This window comes from Nonomuraea sp. NPDC049419, from assembly GCF_040676995.1.
In the GTDB taxonomy this organism is placed as follows: domain Bacteria; phylum Actinomycetota; class Actinomycetes; order Streptosporangiales; family Streptosporangiaceae; genus Nonomuraea; species Nonomuraea salmonea.
In genome coordinates, this window is record NZ_JBFAQB010000001.1 from 681453 (window position 1) to 701934 (window position 20482).

Sequence of the window (20482 nt, forward strand, 5' to 3'; positions counted from 1 at the left end):
ATCCGGTACGACGACGTGCCGGTTCCCGAAAGGAACCACCGCAATGAAGATCGGCGTCCCAGCCGAGGTCAAAAACCACGAATACCGTGTCGCCGCCACTCCGGCGGGTGTGCACGAGCTGGTGCGCAACGGGCACGACGTCTCCGTACAGCGGGGCGCCGGCCTGGGTTCGCAGATCACCGACGAGGAGTATCTGGCCGCGGGCGCCAAGATCATCGACTCCGCCGACGCCGTGTGGGCCGAGTCCGACATGGTGCTCAAGGTGAAGGAGCCCATCGCCGAGGAGTACCACCGGCTGCGCGAGGGGCTGGTGCTGTTCACGTACCTGCACCTCGCCGCCTCCAAGCCGTGCACCGACGCGCTGCTCGATGCCCGCACGACCGGCATCGCGTACGAGACCGTGCAGGTGGGCAACGCCCTCCCGCTGCTCGCCCCGATGTCGGAGGTCGCCGGGCGGCTGGCGCCGCAGGTGGGGGCGTACAACCTGATGCGCTTCAACGGCGGCAGGGGCATCCTGCCGGGCGGCGTGCCCGGCGTCGCCCCCGCGAAGGTCGTCGTCATCGGCGGCGGCGTCTCGGGCCTGAACGCCGCGCAGATCGCCGTCGGCATGGGCGCCGACGTCACCGTGCTCGACACCAACATCGACCGGCTGCGCCAGATCGACGCCATCTACCAGGGCCGGCTCAAGACCGTCGTGTCCACCTCGTACGCGATCGAGCAGGAGGTCCTGCGGGCCGACCTCGTCATCGGCGCGGTGCTCATCCCCGGCGCCAAGGCCCCCACGCTGGTCTCCAACGACCTCGTCTCCCGCATGAAGCCGGGCTCCGTGCTCGTGGACATCGCCATCGACCAGGGCGGCTGCTTCGAGGACTCCCGGCCCACCACGCACGCCGAGCCCACCTACAAGGTGCACGAGTCGGTCTTCTACTGCGTGGCCAACATGCCCGGCTCGGTGGCCAACACCTCGACGTACGCGCTGACCAACGCGACCCTGCCGTACGCGGTCAAGCTGGCCAACCTGGGCTGGCGCGACGCGCTCAAGAGCGACGCGGGGCTCGCGGGCGGGCTCAACACGCACGGCGGGCGGCTCACGAACGAGCCGGTCGCGCAGGCGCTCGGCCTGCCGTACACGCCGGTCTCCGAGGTTCTCTAAGTCAGCGGACCCCGAGGCGGCGGCGCAGGTCGCGGGCCGTGGTCAGGACGTGCTGCAGCTCGCCCTGACCCGGCCACGGCGCGCTGCCGGGACGCAGCAGCGTGCCGCGCACCGACGCCAGGTGCTCCACCGCGCTGAGATGCACGCCGCTGCGCGCCACCAGCCAGGCCACCACGTCGGAGTGGTCGTGCAGCGGCCGGGTGACGACGTCCCACGTGCTCAGCACCTCGGCCAGGTCGGCCACGGCCGGCGGCTCACCGCCGCCCCGCCCGATCGCCGCGGCGGCCAGCTCGGCCCTGGCCGTCAGCTCAGGCTCGGCCGGTCGCGCCCACGCGGGCGGCGGCGGGTCCGACAGCCACGCCTGCGCCTCGCCGTGCTCGCCCGCCACCGACAGCAGGCCGCCCAGCTCGACGGCGGCCTCGTGGTGCCCCGCCTGCGCGGCCTGGCGGAACCAGTGTCGCCCGCCCGCCAGGTCGCCGAACTCGGCGATCAGCAGCAGCCCGTAGTTGTAGGCGGCCTCGGCGTCGCCGCCCGCCGCCGCACGGCCGAACCAGTGGCTGGCCGCCGCCGTGTCGCCCAGCTCCACGCAGACGAACCCGGCCATCCGCTGGTCGCACGCCCGCCCGGCGGCCGCCGCCTGCTCGAACCAGCCCCGCGCCGTGCGCAGGTCGCCCCGCGACAGCGCCACCCCGCCCAGGCGCGACGCCGCGCCGGGGTGCTCGCTGCGCGCGGCCAGCCGGTAGTACGCCTCCGCGCCCTCGGGGTCGCGGCTCGCGTCGAGATAGAGACCCAGGCAGTACGCCGACTCGGCGTGGCCGCCCCTGGCCGCGTACTCCCACCAGTGCAGGGTCTCGGCGTCGTCGCCCGCGCAGTAGGCCAGGAACCCCAGGTCGTGGGCCGAGGCCACGTCGCCGTCGGCCGCCGCCCTGCGATGCCACTCGCGGGCCGCGCCCAGCTCGCCCGTCTCCTCGCACATCAGCGCCAGCCGCCGGGCCGCCGCCCGGGACCCGGCCGTCGCCGCGCTCTCGAACCACACCCTCGCCGCCCCAGGGTCGCCGCGCTGCTCAAGCAGCAGGGTCGCGAGGTGCGTCGCTGCCTCGGCGTCGCCGGTGCTGGCCGCCGCCTCGTACCAGGTGACGGCCTCCTCCAGGCTGCCGTGCTTCTCGTGCCAGATGCCCAGGTTGTACGCGCTGTCGACGTTGCCGCCCGCGGCCGCCCGCTCCCACCAGTGCTTGGCCGCCGCCCGCTCGCCGTGCTGGGCGTAGAGCTTGCCCAGCCGGTGCGCGGCGCGGGCGTCGCCCGCCCGCGCGGCGGCCAGCAACTCGGGCTCGTCTCCTGCGCGCGGCGCTGGTACCGCCACCTCTCCTCGCCAGGCCATGGCGACAGACTGGCACGTGATCAGCCGATCGCGAACCGTAATCGCCCTAAGGCTTCACGAGAAGTTGATGAAGCCCGCGTACATGCCCATCCCGCAGACGTAGCGCAGGGTGCCCGGGGGCTGGGGCGGCAGGCGTACGGTGGCGGGCAGCGCCACGTCGCGCCCCTCGATGACGACGGTGCCGGTGCAGCCCTGGTCGAGTACCTTGAAGACCACCTCGACGGGGGCGTTCGCCCGGGCGTCGACCATGGCGGGGCGGTAGCCCTCGCGGGTCGCCCACACGGTCACCGACGTGGGCCTGCTGCCCTGCGAGGTGGCCTGGGCCGGGGCGGGGGCGGCCAGCCAGCCGCCGAGGTTGACGCCGGTCCCCGCCGTCCACAGGCCGGCGGCGATCGCCACCACCCCGGCCAGCCGGGCCAGGCGGGTCCTGGAGACGCGCCGCAGGACGTACCCGAGGAGCGCGAACGCCGGCGCGGTGCCCGCCACGAACCCCGCCATGACCGCCGCACCCGCGAGCGGCGAGCCGCTGGTGATCGCGACCATCTCCATGCTGAGCGTGACCCCGCAGGGCACGAGGACGGTGACCGCCCCCAGCAGCGACGCGCGCCGCCCGGAGGCGCGACGGGGCTCGGCGGTGGCAGGCCCGCACTCGCCGCAGACCGTCGGCTCCGCTTCGAGTTCCGCGCCCGCTTCGAGTTCCGCGCCCGCCTCAAGCGTCGCGCCCGCTTCGAGTTCCGCGCCCGCTTCAAGCGTCGTGTCCGCCGCCGGCTCCGCGTCGGCTGTGGGCGCCGCGTCTGACGGCGGGTTCGCGCAGGGTGTCCGGTCGCGTCGGATCAGGTGGACGGCGAAGGCGATGACCGTGAGGCCGGCCGCGACGAGCAGTACCGCCCGCGCCTGCGGCGGCAGGCTGACGGCCGAGCCGAGCAGCCCGAGCAGCGCCCCCGCCGCCGTGTGCGAGGCAAGACGCCCCGCGAGGAACCAGCCGACCAGCGCGGGATCACGCCCGCGGCGCCCGTCGGCGAGCCCGATGAGCAGCCCGCCCTGCGCCGCCGTACAGGTCGCGGTGCCCGCGAGCAGACCGGCGGCCGCCCCGCCGGCCAGCAGGGTCAGGACCTGCGCGCTCAGGGTACGAGCGCCAGGCTGTCCAGAGACCCGCTCTTGGCGGCCTCCACGATCGATTCGAACTGGTCGAGGCTCATCTCCACGCGCTGCCCGAAGTCGTCGACGATGACCACCTGGCGTTCCTCAGGCGCCGTGTGATCGACGAACAGCTCGGGGCAGCCGCAGCTGCACTGGCCGCAGAACTTGGCGATGGACCGCATTCTTGTCCCCACTTCCGATGAAGGCGTATACGAAACGTAACGCGACGCCATGAACGCGACCAGTGACAGTTCTTTGCCTCCGGGTGACGCTTATGCAGCTCCGCCGCGGAGCACGGACATCTTCTCGAAGTACTCGTCGTCCGTCATCTCCCCGCGGGCGTACCTCTCGGCGAGGATCCGCTCCGCGGTGGCGGTCGGCTCGGTGGGCGCGCCCGGGGTCGCTGCGGCCGCGCGCCTGGGCCCCCACCAGCCCTTGCGGAACCCCGTGACGGCGAGCGCGATGACCGCCACCCACAGCAGCCCCCAGGCGAGGGGGAAGATCGGCCAGAAACCCGCGGCGGGACCCCAGTGAGGCGCCGACATGGCGATGGTGTGCATGTTCTCCTCCTTCGAACGCTGTGATTCAAGGGTCCTGCGCAGGAGGCCGCGGCGAATCGCACGCCGGGCTCTGTCGCGACTGCGCCCGGGGGAGTGCGCAGGCCGCGGTCGCGTACGACGCCGGGGGTAGGCCGGGGGAGCGCCTCAACCGATCGGTTTGCGGGCGTCGATGAGGAAGCGGGCCGAGTGGGCCACGAACGGCCCCCGCGACTCGATCAGCTCGTGCAGCTCGCGCAGCCGGTCGTGGTAGCGCTCGGCGGAGAAGCCGGGCACGATCCAGATCACCTTGCGCAGGAAGTAGATCACCGCACCGACGTCGCGGAACTCCATGCGGAGCCGCTCGGAACGCAGGTCGACGACCTCCAGCCCGGCCGCCTCGGCCGCCGCCCTGGCCGCGCCGACGTCGCGGGTGTGGGAGTGCTGCGGGCCGAGGAAGAACTCCGTCAGCTCGCCGGCGGTGCGCGGGCCGATCTGCTGGGAGAAGTACGCGCCGCCGGGCCGGAGCACGCGGGCGATCTCCGTCCACCACGTCTGCACGGGGTGGCGGCTGACGACCAGGTCGAAGACGGCGTCGGCGAACGGCAGGCGCGGCTCGTCGTCGTCGTGCACCACCCACGCGCCGCGCGGGCGCAGCCGGGAGGCGGCCAGCTTGAGGTTGGGCGGCCACGACTCGGTGGCCACGGTCACCGGCGGCAGGGTGGGCACGCCGGCCAGCACCTCGCCGCCGCCGGTCTGGACGTCGAGCACGCTCCGAACCTTGGCCATGCGCTCGCCGAGCAGCTGCGAGTAGCCCCAGGACGGCCGTTCTTCGCTGGCCCTGCCGTCGAGCCAGGAGAAGTCCCACCCGGCGACGGAGACGGATCCGGCTTCCTGCACCAAGTCGTCAAAGCTGCGCCCCATCCCTCGACCTTCTCAACGCCCCGGCCCTCGCTCAACCGAATATCTCCACCCGCGCGGGCGGCCGCCGCCGGAGGAGATCTGGTCGCGGGCCGCGCAGGGGCTGTCAGGTGAGCTTGGCGCGGAGGGCGGGGCGGTCCAGGGCCAGGTGGTCGATGAGGTGCGCCACCGGGTCGGGGTGGCGCTGGTCGAGCAGGGTGAGCGCCAGGTGGCGGGGCATCTCCGCGTTCCTGGCCTTCGCGGTCGTGGCCTTGATGGCCTGGTTGAGCGCGGCGCGGGCGCTCGACGTGAGCGCCGTGGCGGGGACGGCCGGGTGCTTGCGCGGCGTCGCGGGCAGGTCGCCGACCTCCAGGCCGAGCATCCGCAGCGCCGCCCGGTCGAGCTCGTCGAGCGCGGCGCGGGCGGCGGCGAGGTCGACGCCGAGCGCCCGCGCGGACTGCTCGTGGTGGAGCAGGCCGAGCAGCAGGTGCTCGGTGCCGAGCCGCCGGTCGCCGCGCAGCCGCGCCTCCTCGAACGCGGCCTTGACGATGACCGTCACCGCGCCTTTCTGCTTGCCGAACATCGTCAGCTCCTCACTTGCCGTATTTGGCGTGCACGGACTGCCGTGACATGCCGAGCGCGTCGCCGATCTGCTCCCAGGTCCAGCCCTGCTCCCTGGCCAGGGCCACGGACACCGCCTCGACCTGCTCGGCCAGCCGGTGCAGCGCCCCGACCGCGCGCAGCCCCATGGCCGGGTCATTGGCCCTGATCCGCTCGGACAGCTCTGTAACGTCCACGCTGTCAGGCTAGATTGACAAGCGGAGATATGTCAACCTAGCCTGACAGGCATGAAGGATGTGCTGATCGTAGGAGCGGGCCCCGTGGGGCTGATGCTCGCGTGCGAGCTGCGGCTGGCCGGCGCCCGCCCGATCGTGCTGGAGAAGCGGGCCGAGCCCGGCGAGCTGCCCAAGGCCAACGGCCTCGGCGGGCAGATCGTCGAGTTACTCGACCACAGAGGGCTGCTGGAGCGCTTCAGCGCGGGCAGCCCGTTCGCCTGGCGCGCGCCCGGCTTCCCGTTCGGCGGGGTGCCGCTGCGCTTCGCCGGCATCGACGACATCCCGCTGCGGCTGCTGCTCATCCAGCAGCCACAGCTCGAACGGCTGCTCGCCGAGCGGGCGCGCGAGCTGGGCGCCGAGATCAGGCGTGGCTGCGAGGTGCGCGCGCTCGCGCAGGACGAGGAAGGGGTGACGCTCGACACCTCGCAGGGGCCGATCAGGGCGAGGTACGCGGTCGGCTGCGACGGCGCCGGCAGCCTCGTACGCGACCAGGCCGGCATCGCCTTCCCCGGCGGCACCGACGACGAGGGCCTGCTGATCGGCCACTTCACGGCGGGCCCCGAGGTGTTCGCCGCGCTGGAGGCCGCGGGGCTGCAGCAGGGCTGGAACCGCCGCCCGCACGGCCGCGTGCTGTTCACCTCGCTGCGCGAGGGCGTGCTCATCGCGGGGGTGCGGGAGGGCCGCGCATCCGGGTACGACCCCGTGAGCCTCGCCGACTTCCAGGCCGCCGTACGCCGGGTGCTCGGCCGCGACCTGCCGCTGGGCGAGCCGATCTGGCTGTCCCGCACGGCCGCGCAGGCCAGGCTGGCCGAGCGCTACCGAGCGGGGCGGGTGTTCCTGGCGGGCGACGCGGCCCACCTGTTCCCCGCGGGCGGCTCGGCGCTCAACGCCGGCATGACCGACGCCGCGAACCTCGCGTGGAAGCTGGCGGGACGGCTGCGCGGGCGGGTGACGGACGAGGTGCTGGACACCTACGAGAGCGAGCGCAGGGCGGTAGGGGAGCGCACGCTGCTGCAGACCAGGGCGCAGGCCGCCATCGACAGGGCGGAGGGCGAGGCGGGCGAGGCGCTGCGGGCGCTGCTCACCGAGGTCTTCGCCTTCGAGGCGCCGGCCCGCCACCTGGCGACCCTGCTCCACGACGCCGGCGTCCGCTACCCGAGCCCGCCGGACGCGCATCCCCTGGTGGGGCGGTTCGTGCCGGACCTGGCGCTGCACGGCGGCACGCGGGTGGCCGAGCTGATGCACGAGGCTCGGCCGGTGCTGCTCGACCTGGGCGGCGGCGCCACAGTGGAGGCCGACTGGGTCCGCGTGATCAAGGCGACCTGCGCCGACCCGCCCGCCGACACGCTGCTCATCCGCCCCGACGGCTACGTGGCCTGGGCGGGCGCCGACGGGGCCGAGGAGGCGGCCGAGCGCTGGTTCGGGGGCAGCGCCGTCAGAGCCAGCCGGGTTTGACCAGGCCGGACTCGTAGGCGATCACCACGAGCTGGGCCCGGTCGCGGGCGTGCAGCTTCATCATGGCCCGGCTCACGTGCGTCTTGGCCGTCGCGGGCGACATGAACAGCTTGGCCGCGATCTCGTCGTTCGTCATGCCGGTGCCGACGAGGGCGAGCACCTCGCGTTCGCGCTCGGTGAGCTGGTCGAGGCCGTCGGCGACGACCGGCTCCTTGGCCCGGGAGGCGTACTCGGCGATGAGCCGGCGGGTCACGCTGGGCGACAGCAGCGCCTCGCCGGCCGCCACCACCCGCACGGCCTGGATCAGCTCGGCGGGCTCGGTGTCCTTGACCAGGAAGCCGCTCGCGCCGCCGCGCAGCGCCTCGAAGACGTACTCGTCCAGCTCGAACGTGGTCAGGATGATGATGCGCGGCCCCTGCGGCATGCGGCGGGTGGCGGTCAGGCCGTCGGTGCCGGGCATGCGGATGTCCATGAGCACCACGTCGGGGCGGTGCTCGGCGGCCAGGCCGACGGCCTCCGCGCCGTCGGACGCCTCGGCCACCACGGTCATGTCGGGCTGGGCGTCGAGCAGCGCCTTGAAACCCGCGCGGACCAGCGCCTGGTCGTCCGCCAGCAGCACCTTGATCATGAACTCTCCTCGGGTAGGGGCAGCCGGGCCTCGACCTGGAACCCGGCTCCGCTGGGACCGGCGACGAGGGTGCCGCCGAGCGCGGAGGCCCGCTCGCGCATGCCGGGGATGCCGTTGCCGCTGCCCTCGTCGGACAGCGGGGCGGGGCTGGTGGCGCCGGTGTCGGTGACCCGGATGACCAGCTCGTCCTGACCGTATTCGAGCCGCACCCGCACGTCGGCGCCGGGCGCGTGCCGGCCCGCGTTGGTGAGCGACTCCTGCACGATCCGGTACGCCGCCCGCTCCACCTGCGGAGGCAGCGGCCTGGCGCCGTCACGTTCGAGCGTCACCCGCTGTCCCGAGCGCTCCACCAGCTCGTCGAGCCGGTCGAGCCCGGCGGTGGGCGAGCGGGGCGCGCCCTCGCGCAGCACGTTCAGCACCGAGCGCATCTCGCCGAGCACCTCCTTGGAGGCCGTCTTGATCGTGGCCAGCGCGGTCCTCGCCTGCTCGGGGTTGGCGTCGATGAGGTGCAGCGCGGTGCTGGCCTGGACGTGGATGAGCGAGATGTTGTGCGCGAGCACGTCGTGCAGCTCCTGCGCCATGGTCAGGCGCTCCTCGCTGGCCTGCCGCCTGGCCTCCTCCTCGGCGGTGCGCTCGCGTTCGAGCCGGCGCTCGTTCACGATCCTGACCAGCTCGGCCACGACCATCAGCAGCATGACCGCGGTGATGATGGCGCCGCTGTGGAAGAAGTCCCTGGTGCCGGTCGTCCAGGCGTAGCCGATGAAGGACAGCAGCGTCAGCCCTGCCATGCTCCAGGCCATCGTCCGCCGGCCCCGTACGACGAGGAGGAACAGCAGGACGGACGGGCTGATGAAGGTCGGCCCGTAGGCGTAACCGGCGACGAGGAACGCGTCGCACGCCGCCAGCGCGCCGATCGTGGTGAGCAGCGGGAAACGGCGGTGCAGCAACACCATCACGGGACCGACCGCGAGCAGCGCGAACGCGCGGCCGTCGAGCGGCTCGCGCCAGCCGGCCTGCCCCCAGGACGCGCCCCTGGCGATCACCATCTGGGCCACGGCCACGATCAGGGCGAGATAGGGGTCGAAGCCGGACTTCCTACGCACGGGACCACGCTAAGTCAAGCTTCTGACCAGCGCATCACCCTGATGTGTGACCAGGCCCTACCACAACGGGCGTAGCTGGGTCATCGTGGGAACCATGCGCCGTGCGATCTTCTCCGCAGCAGCAGTCCTCCTCTCCCTCGCGTCCGCGCCCGCCGCGGCGGCTCAACAGCAGCCCCACCAGCCCCAGAAGGCGCCCGTCGCCGAGGGGTACGGCGGCGCCGTCGCGACCGTCGACCTCGACGCCACCAAGGCCGCCATCTCCGTGCTCAGGAAGGGCGGCAACGCGGTGGACGCCGCGGTCGCCGCGGGCGCCGTGCTGGGCGTCACGGAGCCGTACTCGGCGGGCCTGGCCGGCGGCGGCTTCATGGTCTATTACGACGCCGGCAAACGTAAGGTCTTCACCATCGACGGCCGGGAGACCGCGCCGCGCGCCATGACCAGCAGGTCGCTGGAGGGCATCCCGTTCGACGAGGCCGTCACGAGCGGCCTGTCGGCGGGCGTGCCCGGCACGGTGGCCAACTGGGACGTCGCACTCAAGAAGTTCGGCACGCTCTCGCTCAAGCAGGCGCTGCAGCCGGCCATCGAGGTCGCGTCCAAGGGCTTCGTGGTCGACCAGACCTTCCACGACCAGACGGCGGCCAACGCCGGCCGCTTCAAGGACTTCACCTCCACCGCCCGCCTCTACCTGCCGAACGGCGCCCCGCCGCCGGTCGGCTCGGTGTTCAGGAACCCCGAGCTGGCCGCCACCTACCGGGAGCTGGGCAGGCGGGGCCCCGGCTGGCTGTACGGCGGCAGGCTGGGCCAGGAGATCGTGGCCACGGTCAAGAAGCCGCCCGTCACGCCGGGCAGCACCCGTAACGTCAGGCCCGGCCTGATGGAGCTGTCGGACCTGCGCGCCTACCGGGCGCCCCTGCGCGAGCCGACGAAGGTCTCGTACAAGGGCCTGGACGTGTACGGCATGGCGCCGCCGTCCTCGGGCGGCTCGACGGTCGGTGAGGCGCTCAACATCCTGGAGGCGCTGCCGCAGGTCGGCCTGCACGAATACCTGGAGGCGTCGCGGCTGGCCTTCGCCGACCGCGGCGCGTACGTCGGCGACATCCCCCGCGTCCCGCTCAAGGAACTGCTGTCGGACGGCTTCGCCAAGGAGCGCGCCTGCCTGATCGGCCAGACCGCGATGGCCCACCCGGCCGCGCCGGGCAACCCCGACGGCCGCTACGGCGCCTGCGAGCAGCCGACCGGCGCCGCGACCCCGATAGCCAAGGAGGGCCCCGAGACCACCCACCTGGTGGTGGCCGACCGCTGGGGCAACGTGCTCGCCTACAACCTCACCATCGAGTCCACCGGCGGCAACGGCATCGTGGTGCCCGGCCGCGGCGTGCTGCTCAACAACGAGCTGACCGACTTCACCTTCGGCCCCGCACCCGGCGACCCCAACCTGCCCGGCCCCGGCAAGCGGCCGCGCTCGTCGATGGCGCCGACGCTGGTGTTCGACGACGGCAGGCCGGTGCTGGCGGTCGGCTCGCCCGGCGGCTCCACGATCATCACGACCGTGCTGCAGATCCTGCTCAACCGCTACGACTTCGGCATGAGCCTGCCCGAGGCGCTGGCCGCGCCGCGCGCCACCCAGCGCAACACCGAGCAGACCCAGGCCGAGCCCGCGTTCCTGGCCGCGCACCAGGCCGAGCTGGAGGCTCAGGGACACACGTTCGCGCCGAACCCGGAGATCGGGGCCGCCACGGCGCTCGAATTCCTCGGCAGGGGCCGCGTCCAGGCGGTGGCCGAGCCGACCAGGCGCGGCGGCGGCAGCGCGATGGTGGTCTCCACACGCCGCTGAGTCACGGGATGAGCTGGAAAGCGCCGGGTTTCATCCGCTTCGTACGCGCCCAGTACTCGAAGCTGAAACCCGGCCAGATCGTCCGGTTCACCCCGTGCTCGTCCAGGTACCAGGAGCGGCAGCCGCCGGCGTTCCAGACCAGGGGGTCGAGCCGGCGGCGCAGCCGCTCGTTGAAGGCGCGCTGCGCCTCAGGCCGCACCTCGATGGCCCTGGCGCCGGTGCGGGAGAGCAGGCGCAGGCACTCCAGCACGTAGCGGACCTGCGCCTCGATCATGAAGACCACCGAGTTGTGTCCGAGCCCGGTGTTGGGGCCGAGCAGGAAGAACAGGTTCGGGAACCCGGCGGTGGCGACACCCAGATACGCTTCCACGCCGTCCTTCCACGCGTCCTGGATGCTCACCCCGTCGCGGCCGGTGATGTGCTGCTCGGTCAGCGCGTCCACCACCTTGAAGCCGGTGCCGTAGACGATCGCGTCGGCCGGGTGCTCGACGCCGGCCGCGTCCACCAGCGAGCGCGGCCTGATCTCGGTGATGGCGTCGGTGACCAGGGAGACGTCCGGCCTGGTCAGGGCCGGGTAATAGTCGCCGGCGAGCAGGATGCGCTTGCAGCCGATCACGTAGTCGGGGGTGAGGGCGCGGCGCAGCTCGGGGTCGGGGACCTGCTCGCGCAGGTGGCGCAGCGCGAGCCGCTCCTGCGCCTTCATCAGGCGCGGGTGCACGGCGAAGCCGAGCGCCCTGGTCTCCAGGGCCCAGTAGATGGCGTACCGCAGGGCCCTGGCGGCTCCTGGCAGGCGCAGCAGGCGGCGGGCGGCGGGTGGGAAGGCGAAGTCGGGCTTGGGGTGCACCCAGGGGGCCGTGCGCTGGAAGACGGTGAGGTGGCGGGCGGTGCCGGCGAGCTTGGGGACGAACTGGACGGCTGAGGCGCCGGTGCCGATGACGGCGACGCGCTTGCCGGTCAGGTCGATCGAGTGGTCCCATTGGGCGGAGTGGAAGGCGGGGCCGGTGAAGGACGCGCGCCCGGGGATGTCCGGAAATTTCGGGATATGGAGGGCGCCGATGGCGGAGACGACCGCGTGCGGGCGCAGCGTCTCGCCGTCCTCCATGGTGACCGTCCAGGTGCGGGTGGCGTCGTCGTACTCCAGGGAGGTGACGCGCCGGCCATGGCGGATGTGCGGGGTGACGCCGTACGCGGCGGCGCAGGCGCGCAGGTAGCGGCGGATCTCCTCCTGCGGCGAGAACATCCGCGACCAGCCCGGATTGAGGGCGAAGGAGTAGGAGTACATGTGCGACGGGACGTCGCACGCGCAGCCCGGGTACGTGTTGTCGCGCCAGGTGCCGCCCAGTTCGCCGGCCTTCTCCAGGATGACGAAGTCGTGGTAGCCGGCCTCTTTGAGCTTGATGGCCATGCAGATCCCGGCGAAGCCGGAACCGACGATGACGATGCCTGGTCCACTCATTGGCCCTCCCGGCGGGTCCGCCTATTGGACTGTGCATCCAACATAGAGAGGATGTCCTGGCCGGGTCCAGACTACGGGCCGAACGTCCGGGAACGACGAATCCCCGCCACGGCCTCCGCGGCGGGTGATGCGGTCGGCTGACTACTGGAGCAGCAGGAAGGCGACGACGCCGACGACGACGATGGCGGCGACGACCGCGATGACGGGGACGAGCGGCGACTTCTTCGGCTTGGCTGCGGCCTCCTGCTCGCGCGCGTTCGCGAACGCGCGGAAGGCCTGGGTGTTGCCCGCCGGATCGATGTGCTGGTCAGACATGGGCAGCAGCCTAGCGTGATCCCCTGCGTCGTTTGCGGCTTTTGGTGGGATCCATCGGCCAGCCTGATTACGGGACCGCCCCACTCGGCAGATAGCTTTGAAGCATGCTGCGGACCCTGCTGTCGCCCCGTCTCCTGGGGTTGCACCTGCTCACCATCGGGGTCCTCGTCGCGTTCATCCTGCTCGGGCGCTGGCAGCTCGGCGTGTTCCAGGACTCCGGCAAGCCGCAGTCCGCCATCGACCCCGCACCCGTCGCGGTCGCCACGCTCGCCCAGGTGGGCGCCCAGATGAGCGGCGAGTCGGTGGGCCGCAAGGTCACCGCCGAGGGCGTCTACGAGGCCGGCAGGCAGCTCCTGGTCGCCGACCGGCGAGCCGACGTCGACGCGCCGGGCGGCAACGTCTCGCGCGGCCACGGCTACTGGGTGCTGACGCCGCTCAGGCTCGATGACGGCACGCTCATGCCCGTCGTACGCGGCTGGGTGGCCAAGGACAGCGATCCCGCGATCGCGTCCGTGCCGGAGGGCCGGGTCACGGTGTCCGGGCGGCTGCGCCCCCAGCAGGGCACCGACAGTGTGCAGCGGCGGGCCGAGGGGCTGCCGCAGGGCCAGGTGCAGACGGTCTCCACGGGCGAGCTGGTCAACCTGTGGTCAGGCCAGCAGGTCCGCACCGGCTACGTCGTGGCCCAGCCACCCTCGGGCCCGCTCACCCAGGTCAAGGTCGATCCGCCGGTGGTCGGAGGAGAGCTGACCTGGCGTAATCTGGCTTATGCCGCCAACTGGTGGATCTTCGCTGGATTCGCCGTCTTCATGTGGTTCCACTTCGTGCGCGACGCGGTGCGGCGCGACAGGGACCGCGGCACGTCGTCCCCTGAGATGGTTCTGGAAGGTTAACGGTGGAATCGGCTCTCAAACCCTTCCGGGTGCTCGCCTACATCGTCGGCGTCATGCTGCTCGTGCTCTGCGTCGGCATGGTCCTGCGCTACGGCTTCGGCCAGGAGGCCATGTCGAAGATCATCGCCCCCATTCACGGCGGGCTCTACATGATCTACCTCGTCGCCGCGATGAACCTGGGCATGAAGGCCCGCTGGTCGTGGCCGTACCTGCTGGGCGTCATGCTCGGCGGCACGGTGCCGTTCCTTTCCTTCTACGTGGAGCGAAGGGTGACCCAGCGCGTGCTGAACGCGCCGGCCGCGGCGGAGGCGTGACGGCCTCCGCCGCCCGGCGGTGACTGCGCAGGTGGCTGCGCAGGTGACTCAGCGGCCGATGCCGCGCCTGCGTGCCCTCTTGAGGCGCTCGCGCTGCGACGGGTCGAGCATCAGGTAGCCCACCACCGGGGCGGCGACCAGGCCGAGGAGGACCAGCAGGGTGACCCATCCCGGCAGGAGCCACCACGAGAGCAGGACAGCGGCACCCGCGCCGATCAGATACTTCTGGATTGGCGACATCCTCGAAACCCTCCGAACGCGGAGCGCGCGCTCCGCCTCTTTCCACATTCTGCGTCGCCTGTCCAACGTGTGAACCAGGCGCCTTGGTTCCGTCTCGCGATGTATCTCAATCGTTGCACAACGGTCATCACGGGCGGGCGCCGGTGATCTCGCGCAGGTCGCGGCGCAGCTCGTCCAGTGTGGGACGTTCCAACGGGTTGCCGGCGAGCAGCCGGAACAGCACGGGAGCCAGCGGTCCCGCGCGGGTCAGCGCCGCGCCGGGCGCGGGCGGCGCGCCCTCGACGGCCATGAACAGCGTCGCGCCGAGCGACCACAGATCCGCCGCCTGGGTCGCCGCGCCCTCGGGAGCCGAGTACGCCGGGAGCGTTCCCGCCCGCAGCAACGGCATCAGCCTGGCCCGGCCGAACGCGTCGACCAGCACGTTGCCCGGCTGCACCCCGCCGTGGAACTCGCCCCACGCCGCCAGCCGGTCGAGCACGTCGAGCCCGATCGCCGCGACCTGGACAGGCGGCAGCGGGCCCGAGGCGGCGACCACGACGTCCAGCGGGCGATCGACCGCCAGCCGGTCGAGCGTCTCGCGCACCACCTCCATGGACGGCGGCCCCGACGGGTGCAGCATGGCCCGCAGCAGCGACCTGAACGGGTCGGCGCCCTCCGCCGGCACCTGGCCGGGCGGGCGGCCCTCCACCGCGAAGTGCAGCGTGGCCGCCAGCGACCACAGGTCCGCCGACGGCAGCATGCTGAGGCTGGGATGGCCGAACCCGCTCAGCACCGCCCGCCCCGTCGTGGTGAGCAGCACGTTGCCGGGATCGACCCGGCCGTGCACGATGCCGGCCGCGTGGGCGGCGGTCAGCGCCGACAGCAGGCACACGCCCGCCCTGGCCGCCTGGGCGACGGGGAGCGGGCGGCGGGAGCGTACGACCTGCTCCAGCGACGTGCCGGAGACGAACTCCATGACCAGCCACGGCACGCCGTCCTCGATCAGCACGTCGAGCACCCGCACCACGAAGGGGTGCCGCAACCCGCTCGCCCTGCGCGCCTCGAACAGGGCGGCCTCGCGCAGCTCCGGCGGCACCCGCAACTGCCTGACCGCGACGTCGCGGTGCTCCGCCTCGTCGAAGGCCAGGCGCAGGGAGCCCGTGCCAAGCGGATTGAGCAGGCGGTAGCGACCGTTCAGCTTCCTGGTCTCACCCATGTCTAGGTGCACGATAGCGCCAGGAGCAGGGCTCGGCCATCATGAGGCGCCAGCCGACAGCCAGGCCTCCTGCGCGGCGTGCACCCTGCTCCACAGGGCGTCCTTCTCCTGCGCGCTCACGTCGTCGAGCGGCAGGCCGAAGATGTCGGACAGCGCCGCGTAGTAGTCGCGCGCCGAGTCGAGCGTCACCGACAGCGACGTGTTGCCGTAGCGGGTCAGGGTGAGGCCGCGCAGGCAGTCCACTCCGTACGCGTCGCGCCGCTGCACCACCGCGACCCGCACGAACCCGGACGTCGGTGACGTCGTCAAATGCTCGTGCATCGCAGCGAACGCCGACATCTCCGCCGGTTCCGGCGCCAAATCCATGCCCTGGAACGAGCCACTCGGATCGTGGTCCAGCCGCCACCCGCCGGGCGCCACCTCCGAACGCCGCAGCCCGTACGTGAAAGGCCCCTGCTTGTACGAGCCCTCGATCAGCGGCAGCGGCTCGTGCAGAGCGTCACCCAACCCCACGTCCACCAGCCACGCGCCGCCCGGATTGTCCACAGAGGGCAGGTCGCTCACGGTCAGCACCAGATGGTTGGCGGTGATCCCCGGCTCGGAGTTCCGCATCTGCACCCCGCCGACGTGCCGCGTCACCCGGTAGCCCAGCGCCGCGAGCAGCGCCGAGAACGCGCCGTTCAAGTGGTAGCAGTAGCCGCCGCGCCCCCTGAGGATGCGCGCGGCCGAATCAAGGGGATCGACCGTCGTGGGCCGGCCCAGCCAGATCTCCAAAGCCTCATACGGCACCCGCTCGACGTGCGCGGCGTGCAACGCCCGCAGCGCCTCGGCGCTGGGGGGAGCGCCGAGCGACGAGGGCAGGCCGAGACGGGCGAGGTAAGCGGTGGTGTCCATCCGGCAATTCTGCACGGATTGTGCACGACTTCGGCAGTGTCGTCTGCACAGCCCGCTTCTAGGCTTTCGTACGTGGCAGAGCAGCGACGCATCCTCGTGGTCGAGGACGACGTGACGATCGCGCTGGCCGTACGGAACAGGCTGGCCGCCGAGGGGTTCGACGTCAGGGTGGCGGGCGACGGGCAGGACGCCCTCATCCAGTACGGCAGGGCGGAACCCGACCTGGTCATCCTCGACCGGCTGTTGCCCGGGCTCGACGGGCTGGAGGTGTGCCGCCGCATGCAGGCCGCGCGGCCCGTGCCCGTGCTGATGCTCACCGCTCTCGGCGAGGAGACCGACGTGCTCGTCGGGCTCGGCGTCGGCGCCGACGACTACCTGGCCAAGCCGTTCAGCATGCGCGAGCTCGTCGCCCGCATCCACGCCCTGCTGCGCCGCGTCGAACGCGCCGCCCAGCTCGCCGCCGAGGACACCGTGATCAGGGTCGGCGAGGTCGAGATCGACACCGCCGCCCGCCGCGTCTTCGTGCGCGGCGCCGAGGCCCAGCTCACCAGGACCGAGTTCGACCTGCTGCGCCGCCTCGCCGAGCGGCCGGGGCACGTCTTCGAGCGCGACCGGCTGCTGTCGGACGTCTGGGGCTTCTCCGAGGCCGCCGCCACCAGGACCGTGGACAGCCACGTCCGCGCCCTGCGCCGCAAACTCGGCTCCGACGTCGTGCGCACCGTGCACGGCGTCGGCTACGCCCTGGTCGGCCGATGAACCCCCTCGACTTCCTCGGCCGCATCAAGGTCAAGCTCGGCATCGTGATCGTGCTGGCCGTCGGCACCGCGTTCGTCGTGAACGAGGTCGGCATCAACTCCGGGCTCTCCCGCGAGCTGCGCATCGCCGTCGCCGTCGTCCTCGCCCTCATCATGGTGCAGGTCCTCGCCATGGGGATGACCAAGCCGCTGCGCCAGATGGCCCGTGCCGCCCAGACCATCGCCAAGGGCGGCTACAGCCTGCGCGTCAGCGCCACCTCACGGGACGAGGTCGGGGAGCTGGCCCGCGCGTTCAACGCGATGGCCGCCGACCTCGGCGAGGTCGACCGGCAGCGGCGCGAGCTGGTCGCCAACGTCAGCCACGAGCTGCGCACGCCCATCACCGGGCTGCGGGCCGTGCTCGAGAACGTCGTGGACGGCGTCTCCGCCGCCGACCCCGTCACCATGCGCACCGCGCTCGCCCAGACCGAGCGGCTCGGCCGCCTCGTCGCCCAGCTCCTCGACCTGTCGCGGCTCGACTCCGGCGTGCGCCTCATCGAAGCCGAGGCCGTCGCCCTCGCGCCCCTCGTCGAGCAGGCCGTGCGCGAGGCGGCGCTGGCCCGCGAGGACGTCTCCATCCGGCCGTCCGTCCCTGACGACCTCGTCCTGCGGGCCGACCCCGACCTGCTGGCGCAGGTGCTGGCCAATCTCCTCGACAACGCCGTACGGCACAGCCCGTCCGGCGGGACGGTCACCGTACGCGGGGCCGCCGTCGGGCCCGGCGTCCGGCTCGCCGTCGAGGACCAGGGGCCCGGCATCCCCGCCTCCGCCCGTGCACGCGTCTTCGAACGCTTCTCCCGCCTCGACACCGGCCGCGCCGCCGACTCCGGGGGCGCGGGGCTGGGGCTGGCCATCGTCAAGGAGATCGTCGAGCTGCACGGGGGCACCATCCGCATCGACGACTGCGCGGGCTGCCGCATGGTCGTCGACTTACCAGGGAGAACCACGATGGTCCACACCCCCCTGCCTTCCGACGCCCCTGACCTCCCCCGGGGCGTCGCACCGGCGCCCGGTCAGGCGCTCCCGGCCACCGGGGGCGGAGACGGCCCGCTGATGGGCGGTCCGCAGCCGGCTGACGCACCGGCCGCGCATGCCGATGGCCTGGCCGCAGGGGACGGCGAGGTGGATGTGCGTGCCGTCGGCACCGGTGCCAGGACCCCCGATGCGGGCGGGGCCGTGAGCGAGTCCGCGCAGGACGCGGTCCCGGCCGGAGCGGGACTGCCGGCGGCAGGAGACCGCGCTGACACCGCTGTTCGCGCTGAGGCGGGCTTGGGCGGGCGGGAGGCGCATGCGGAAGGCACACGTGCTGATGCCGAGGGGGCGGTGCCCGTGAAGGGGGTCGGTGGTGCGGCGGGGGCCGATGCCGGTGGGCCGTACTCGGGGGTGGGGGCCCTGGCGGCGGGGTTCGGGGGCGGGGCCGGTGGGCTGGCGCGGATGATCGCGGGTGGGGTCGTCGGGGTGCTGGTCGGGTTCATGGTGGGGATGTTCGCCGCCGTGCTGGCCAGTGTGGCCATGGGTGACATGGCGGCGCTGGTCACGCTCATCGGCTGTACTGCGCTGTCGGGCGCTGTCGGTGCGGCCCTGGGTGCGGGGTCGGGGCGGCGTGCGGCGGTGGCGGAGTATCACCGGCGTCAGGTCGCCTACCACCAGAGCACCGCACAGCCCCCGGCCTCCTCGAGCCGGTCGGCCGCGACGGCCGGTGCGACGCGTCAGTCCGATGCGGGGGGTGCGCAGGACGCGACCCAACCCGGCGCGGAGGGCCAGAAGGACGCGATCCAGTCCGGCGCGGGAGGTCAGGACGCGGCACAACCCGGCGTGGGGAGCCGGCAGGGTGCGGGGGCGTCTGGCGGCATGGGGCAGGCGGGTGGGCGGGAGTTGGCGCAGGGGCAGGTTGTGGCGGGGCAGGTGCTGGTGGGGCAGGGTGGGGGGCCGCCTCATGTGCCGCCGTACGTGCCGCCGCCGCTGTTCCCGCGGCCCGAGCTGCCCGAGCCGCCCGGCTGGATGGTGCCGGCGGCGGCCGGGGCCGGGGTGTTCGCGGCGGTGGCGTTGCCCGAGGCGCAGGTGGGGCTGGGGCTGGTGCTGGTGTCGGTCGTGCTGGGCGGGGCGGCGCTGCCGGCGATGCTGCGGCGGATGACGCCGTGGACGGTGGCGTTCGGCGTGACGGCGTACTGGCTGATCTCCATGGCGGCGGTGCGCGACGCGGACTGGCTGGTCGCGCTCCTGCTGATCGCGGGCGCGGGGCTGGGCGCGCTGGCCGTGTCGGGCGCGGGAGCGGGCTGGCTGGGCGTGATCAGGGGCGGCTTCTCGGTGCTGCTGGCGCTGGGCCCGGTGCCGTGGTTCCTGGCGGTGCCGATGAAACGGCTGACGGCGCGGCGCAGGGTGCTGCCGATGCTGGCCGCGCTGGGCATCACGGCGGTGCTGCTGCTGGTGTTCGGGCTGCTGTTCGCGTCGGCCGACGCGGTGTTCGCCTCGTACGTGGACCGCCTGACCGCCACCCCGGCCTGGGCCGAGACGATCCCGCTGCGGATCTTCCTGTTCGCGCTGTTCGGCGTGCTGCTGGCCGCGGTCGTGCTGGTGGCGCTGCGGCCGGTGGCGGACCCGGTGGGGCCGGGGACCAAGTTCCGGGTCAGCACGAGCATCTGGCTGGTGCCGCTGACGGCGGTGAACCTGCTGTTCGCGGCGTTCGTGGCGGTGCAGATCAGGGTCCTGTTCGGCGGCGACACGCTGGTGCTGCGGACGGCGGGGCTGACCTACGCCGAGTACGCCAGGCAGGGCTTCTTCCAGCTCGTGGTGGTCAGCGTGTTCGTGCTGGGCATCGTGGCCGTGGCGGCGGGCCTGCTGAAGGTGGACCGGCGCGAGCGCTGGATGCTGGCGGCGCTGCTCGGCGTGCTGTGCGGGCTGACCATGGTGGTGCTGGCCTCGGCGCTGCACCGGATGAACCTCTACACCGACGCGTACGGCCTGTCCCGGCTGCGGCTGTCGGTGCAGGCGACGGTGTACTGGCTGGGCGCGCTGTTCGCGCTGGTGCTGGTGGCGGGCGCGGCGCGGCTGGCGGGCCGCAGGTCGGGCTGGCTGCCCCGGACGATCGTGCTGGTCACGGGCCTGAGCCTGGGCCTGTTCTCGCTCGCGAACCCCGACCTTCAGGTGGCGCGTACGCAGGTCGAGATCCGCGGCGTCACCAACCTCGACTCCGACTACCTGGGCGACCTGGGCGCGGAGGCGGTGCCGGCGCTGGACCGGCTGCCCGAGCCGCAGCGCAGCTGCGTGCTGCACGACGTCGTCCAGGCCAACGGCCTGTACTACCCCGAACCGTGGAACGGCTGGAACCTGGCCCGCTCCCAGGCGCGGGCCCTGCTGGCCGAGCGCCCTGTGCGGTACCACCCGGACTGCGGAGCGGTGCGGGCCGGCGGCTCTGATTGAA

Annotated in this window: 21 protein-coding genes; 7 read left to right on the forward strand and 14 right to left on the reverse strand. The window is 72.9% G+C overall.

Annotation, left to right across the window (positions count from 1 at the left end):
- The first annotated feature begins 43 nt into the window (after positions 1-43).
- Entirely contained in the window at positions 44-1153 is a 1110-nt protein-coding gene (gene ald, locus AB0K12_RS03245) for an alanine dehydrogenase (RefSeq protein WP_364555211.1), read from the forward strand.
- Position 1154: 1 nt separating this feature from the next.
- Here the strand turns inward: ald and AB0K12_RS03250 are convergent, their stop codons facing one another.
- The 7 genes from AB0K12_RS03250 to AB0K12_RS03280 form a co-directional block, all read right to left on the reverse strand.
- Positions 1155-2513 (reverse strand): sel1 repeat family protein, encoded by a 1359-nt coding sequence (locus AB0K12_RS03250; protein WP_364555212.1) that lies wholly within the window; start codon positions 2511-2513, stop codon positions 1155-1157.
- A gap of 72 nt (positions 2514-2585) precedes the next feature.
- Complete coding sequence (locus AB0K12_RS03255; RefSeq protein ID WP_364555743.1) at positions 2586-3710, reverse strand: sulfite exporter TauE/SafE family protein; 1125 nt, start codon at positions 3708-3710, stop codon at positions 2586-2588.
- Complete coding sequence (locus AB0K12_RS03260; protein WP_345396828.1) at positions 3653-3853, reverse strand: hypothetical protein; 201 nt, start codon at positions 3851-3853, stop codon at positions 3653-3655. The genes AB0K12_RS03255 and AB0K12_RS03260 overlap by 58 nt, the downstream gene beginning before the upstream one ends.
- Positions 3854-3943: 90 nt before the next feature.
- Complete coding sequence (locus tag AB0K12_RS03265) at positions 3944-4231, reverse strand: SHOCT domain-containing protein (protein WP_364555213.1); 288 nt, start codon at positions 4229-4231, stop codon at positions 3944-3946.
- Positions 4232-4375: 144 nt separating this feature from the next.
- Positions 4376-5131: a class I SAM-dependent methyltransferase gene (locus AB0K12_RS03270; protein ID WP_364555214.1), complete on the reverse strand. Its 756-nt coding sequence runs from the start codon at positions 5129-5131 to the stop codon at positions 4376-4378.
- A 103-nt stretch (positions 5132-5234) separates the two neighbouring features.
- Positions 5235-5690, reverse strand: coding sequence for a Clp protease N-terminal domain-containing protein (locus tag AB0K12_RS03275; protein ID WP_364555215.1), 456 nt, complete (start codon positions 5688-5690; stop codon positions 5235-5237).
- Positions 5691-5700: 10 nt separating this feature from the next.
- Positions 5701-5856, reverse strand: coding sequence for a helix-turn-helix domain-containing protein (locus AB0K12_RS03280; protein WP_091081925.1), 156 nt, complete (start codon positions 5854-5856; stop codon positions 5701-5703).
- A gap of 99 nt (positions 5857-5955) precedes the next feature.
- Here AB0K12_RS03280 and AB0K12_RS03285 point away from each other — a divergent pair, with 99 nt between their 5' ends.
- Positions 5956-7398, forward strand: coding sequence for an FAD-dependent monooxygenase (locus AB0K12_RS03285; RefSeq protein ID WP_364555216.1), 1443 nt, complete (start codon positions 5956-5958; stop codon positions 7396-7398).
- Here AB0K12_RS03285 and AB0K12_RS03290 read toward each other — a convergent pair.
- Both AB0K12_RS03290 and AB0K12_RS03295 read right to left on the reverse strand, forming a co-directional pair.
- A complete protein-coding gene (locus AB0K12_RS03290) occupies positions 7379-8026 on the reverse strand; it encodes a response regulator transcription factor (protein ID WP_364555217.1) in 648 nt (215 codons plus the stop codon). The two genes, AB0K12_RS03285 and AB0K12_RS03290, sit on opposite strands and share 20 nt — an antisense overlap.
- On the reverse strand, positions 8023-9129 hold the full coding sequence (locus tag AB0K12_RS03295) for a sensor histidine kinase (protein WP_345396843.1): 1107 nt from the start codon (positions 9127-9129) through the stop codon (positions 8023-8025). The genes AB0K12_RS03290 and AB0K12_RS03295 overlap by 4 nt, the downstream gene beginning before the upstream one ends.
- 94 nt (positions 9130-9223) lie before the next feature.
- Here AB0K12_RS03295 and ggt point away from each other — a divergent pair, with 94 nt between their 5' ends.
- On the forward strand, positions 9224-10963 hold the full coding sequence (ggt, locus tag AB0K12_RS03300) for a gamma-glutamyltransferase (RefSeq protein ID WP_364555218.1): 1740 nt from the start codon (positions 9224-9226) through the stop codon (positions 10961-10963).
- A 1-nt stretch (position 10964) separates the two neighbouring features.
- Here the strand turns inward: ggt and AB0K12_RS03305 are convergent, their stop codons facing one another.
- On the reverse strand, positions 10965-12419 hold the full coding sequence (locus tag AB0K12_RS03305) for an NAD(P)/FAD-dependent oxidoreductase (protein WP_364555219.1): 1455 nt from the start codon (positions 12417-12419) through the stop codon (positions 10965-10967).
- Between the two features lie 141 nt (positions 12420-12560).
- Positions 12561-12734: a hypothetical protein gene (locus AB0K12_RS03310; RefSeq protein ID WP_364555220.1), complete on the reverse strand. Its 174-nt coding sequence runs from the start codon at positions 12732-12734 to the stop codon at positions 12561-12563.
- Positions 12735-12838: 104 nt separating this feature from the next.
- Between AB0K12_RS03310 and AB0K12_RS03315 the strand changes: the two genes are divergently transcribed.
- Both AB0K12_RS03315 and AB0K12_RS03320 read left to right on the forward strand, forming a co-directional pair.
- Positions 12839-13624 carry an SURF1 family protein gene (locus AB0K12_RS03315; RefSeq protein WP_364555221.1) on the forward strand — a complete coding sequence of 262 codons (786 nt, stop codon included), beginning with the start codon at positions 12839-12841 and terminating at the stop codon, positions 13622-13624.
- A gap of 2 nt (positions 13625-13626) precedes the next feature.
- Complete coding sequence (locus AB0K12_RS03320; protein WP_364555222.1) at positions 13627-13938, forward strand: DUF3817 domain-containing protein; 312 nt, start codon at positions 13627-13629, stop codon at positions 13936-13938.
- Between the two features lie 48 nt (positions 13939-13986).
- Here the strand turns inward: AB0K12_RS03320 and AB0K12_RS03325 are convergent, their stop codons facing one another.
- The 3 genes from AB0K12_RS03325 to AB0K12_RS03335 form a co-directional block, all read right to left on the reverse strand.
- Positions 13987-14178 (reverse strand): hypothetical protein, encoded by a 192-nt coding sequence (locus AB0K12_RS03325; RefSeq protein WP_355411560.1) that lies wholly within the window; start codon positions 14176-14178, stop codon positions 13987-13989.
- 127 nt (positions 14179-14305) lie between these two features.
- Entirely contained in the window at positions 14306-15373 is a 1068-nt protein-coding gene (locus AB0K12_RS03330; RefSeq protein WP_364555223.1) for a protein kinase, read from the reverse strand.
- 39 nt (positions 15374-15412) lie between these two features.
- A complete protein-coding gene (locus tag AB0K12_RS03335; RefSeq protein WP_364555224.1) occupies positions 15413-16267 on the reverse strand; it encodes an arylamine N-acetyltransferase in 855 nt (284 codons plus the stop codon).
- 72 nt (positions 16268-16339) lie between these two features.
- Here AB0K12_RS03335 and AB0K12_RS03340 point away from each other — a divergent pair, with 72 nt between their 5' ends.
- Both AB0K12_RS03340 and AB0K12_RS03345 read left to right on the forward strand, forming a co-directional pair.
- A complete protein-coding gene (locus AB0K12_RS03340) occupies positions 16340-17023 on the forward strand; it encodes a response regulator transcription factor (RefSeq protein ID WP_364365500.1) in 684 nt (227 codons plus the stop codon).
- The gene (locus AB0K12_RS03345; RefSeq protein WP_364555225.1) at positions 17020-20481 is read left to right on the forward strand and encodes a DUF4153 domain-containing protein; all 3462 of its coding nucleotides are present in this window, start codon (positions 17020-17022) and stop codon (positions 20479-20481) included. Before AB0K12_RS03340 ends, AB0K12_RS03345 begins: the two co-directional genes overlap by 4 nt.
- Position 20482 lies beyond the last annotated feature (1 nt).

What these genes read in the sequence shown, in the direction of transcription:
- ald (WP_364555211.1), top strand. Translation starts at nt 44, where the DNA reads ATGAAGATCGGCGTCCCAGCCGAGGTCAAAAACCACGAATACCGTGTC.
- AB0K12_RS03260 (WP_345396828.1), bottom strand. Translation starts at nt 3,853, where the DNA reads ATGCGGTCCATCGCCAAGTTCTGCGGCCAGTGCAGCTGCGGCTGCCCC.
- AB0K12_RS03265 (WP_364555213.1), bottom strand. Translation starts at nt 4,231, where the DNA reads ATGCACACCATCGCCATGTCGGCGCCTCACTGGGGTCCCGCCGCGGGT.
- AB0K12_RS03270 (WP_364555214.1), bottom strand. Translation starts at nt 5,131, where the DNA reads ATGGGGCGCAGCTTTGACGACTTGGTGCAGGAAGCCGGATCCGTCTCC.
- AB0K12_RS03275 (WP_364555215.1), bottom strand. Translation starts at nt 5,690, where the DNA reads ATGTTCGGCAAGCAGAAAGGCGCGGTGACGGTCATCGTCAAGGCCGCG.
- AB0K12_RS03280 (WP_091081925.1), bottom strand. Translation starts at nt 5,856, where the DNA reads ATGGGGCTGCGCGCGGTCGGGGCGCTGCACCGGCTGGCCGAGCAGGTC.
- AB0K12_RS03285 (WP_364555216.1), top strand. Translation starts at nt 5,956, where the DNA reads ATGAAGGATGTGCTGATCGTAGGAGCGGGCCCCGTGGGGCTGATGCTC.
- AB0K12_RS03290 (WP_364555217.1), bottom strand. Translation starts at nt 8,026, where the DNA reads ATGATCAAGGTGCTGCTGGCGGACGACCAGGCGCTGGTCCGCGCGGGT.
- ggt (WP_364555218.1), top strand. Translation starts at nt 9,224, where the DNA reads ATGCGCCGTGCGATCTTCTCCGCAGCAGCAGTCCTCCTCTCCCTCGCG.
- AB0K12_RS03305 (WP_364555219.1), bottom strand. Translation starts at nt 12,419, where the DNA reads ATGAGTGGACCAGGCATCGTCATCGTCGGTTCCGGCTTCGCCGGGATC.
- AB0K12_RS03310 (WP_364555220.1), bottom strand. Translation starts at nt 12,734, where the DNA reads ATGTCTGACCAGCACATCGATCCGGCGGGCAACACCCAGGCCTTCCGC.
- AB0K12_RS03315 (WP_364555221.1), top strand. Translation starts at nt 12,839, where the DNA reads ATGCTGCGGACCCTGCTGTCGCCCCGTCTCCTGGGGTTGCACCTGCTC.
- AB0K12_RS03325 (WP_355411560.1), bottom strand. Translation starts at nt 14,178, where the DNA reads ATGTCGCCAATCCAGAAGTATCTGATCGGCGCGGGTGCCGCTGTCCTG.
- AB0K12_RS03330 (WP_364555223.1), bottom strand. Translation starts at nt 15,373, where the DNA reads ATGGGTGAGACCAGGAAGCTGAACGGTCGCTACCGCCTGCTCAATCCG.
- AB0K12_RS03335 (WP_364555224.1), bottom strand. Translation starts at nt 16,267, where the DNA reads ATGGACACCACCGCTTACCTCGCCCGTCTCGGCCTGCCCTCGTCGCTC.
- AB0K12_RS03345 (WP_364555225.1), top strand. Translation starts at nt 17,020, where the DNA reads ATGAACCCCCTCGACTTCCTCGGCCGCATCAAGGTCAAGCTCGGCATC.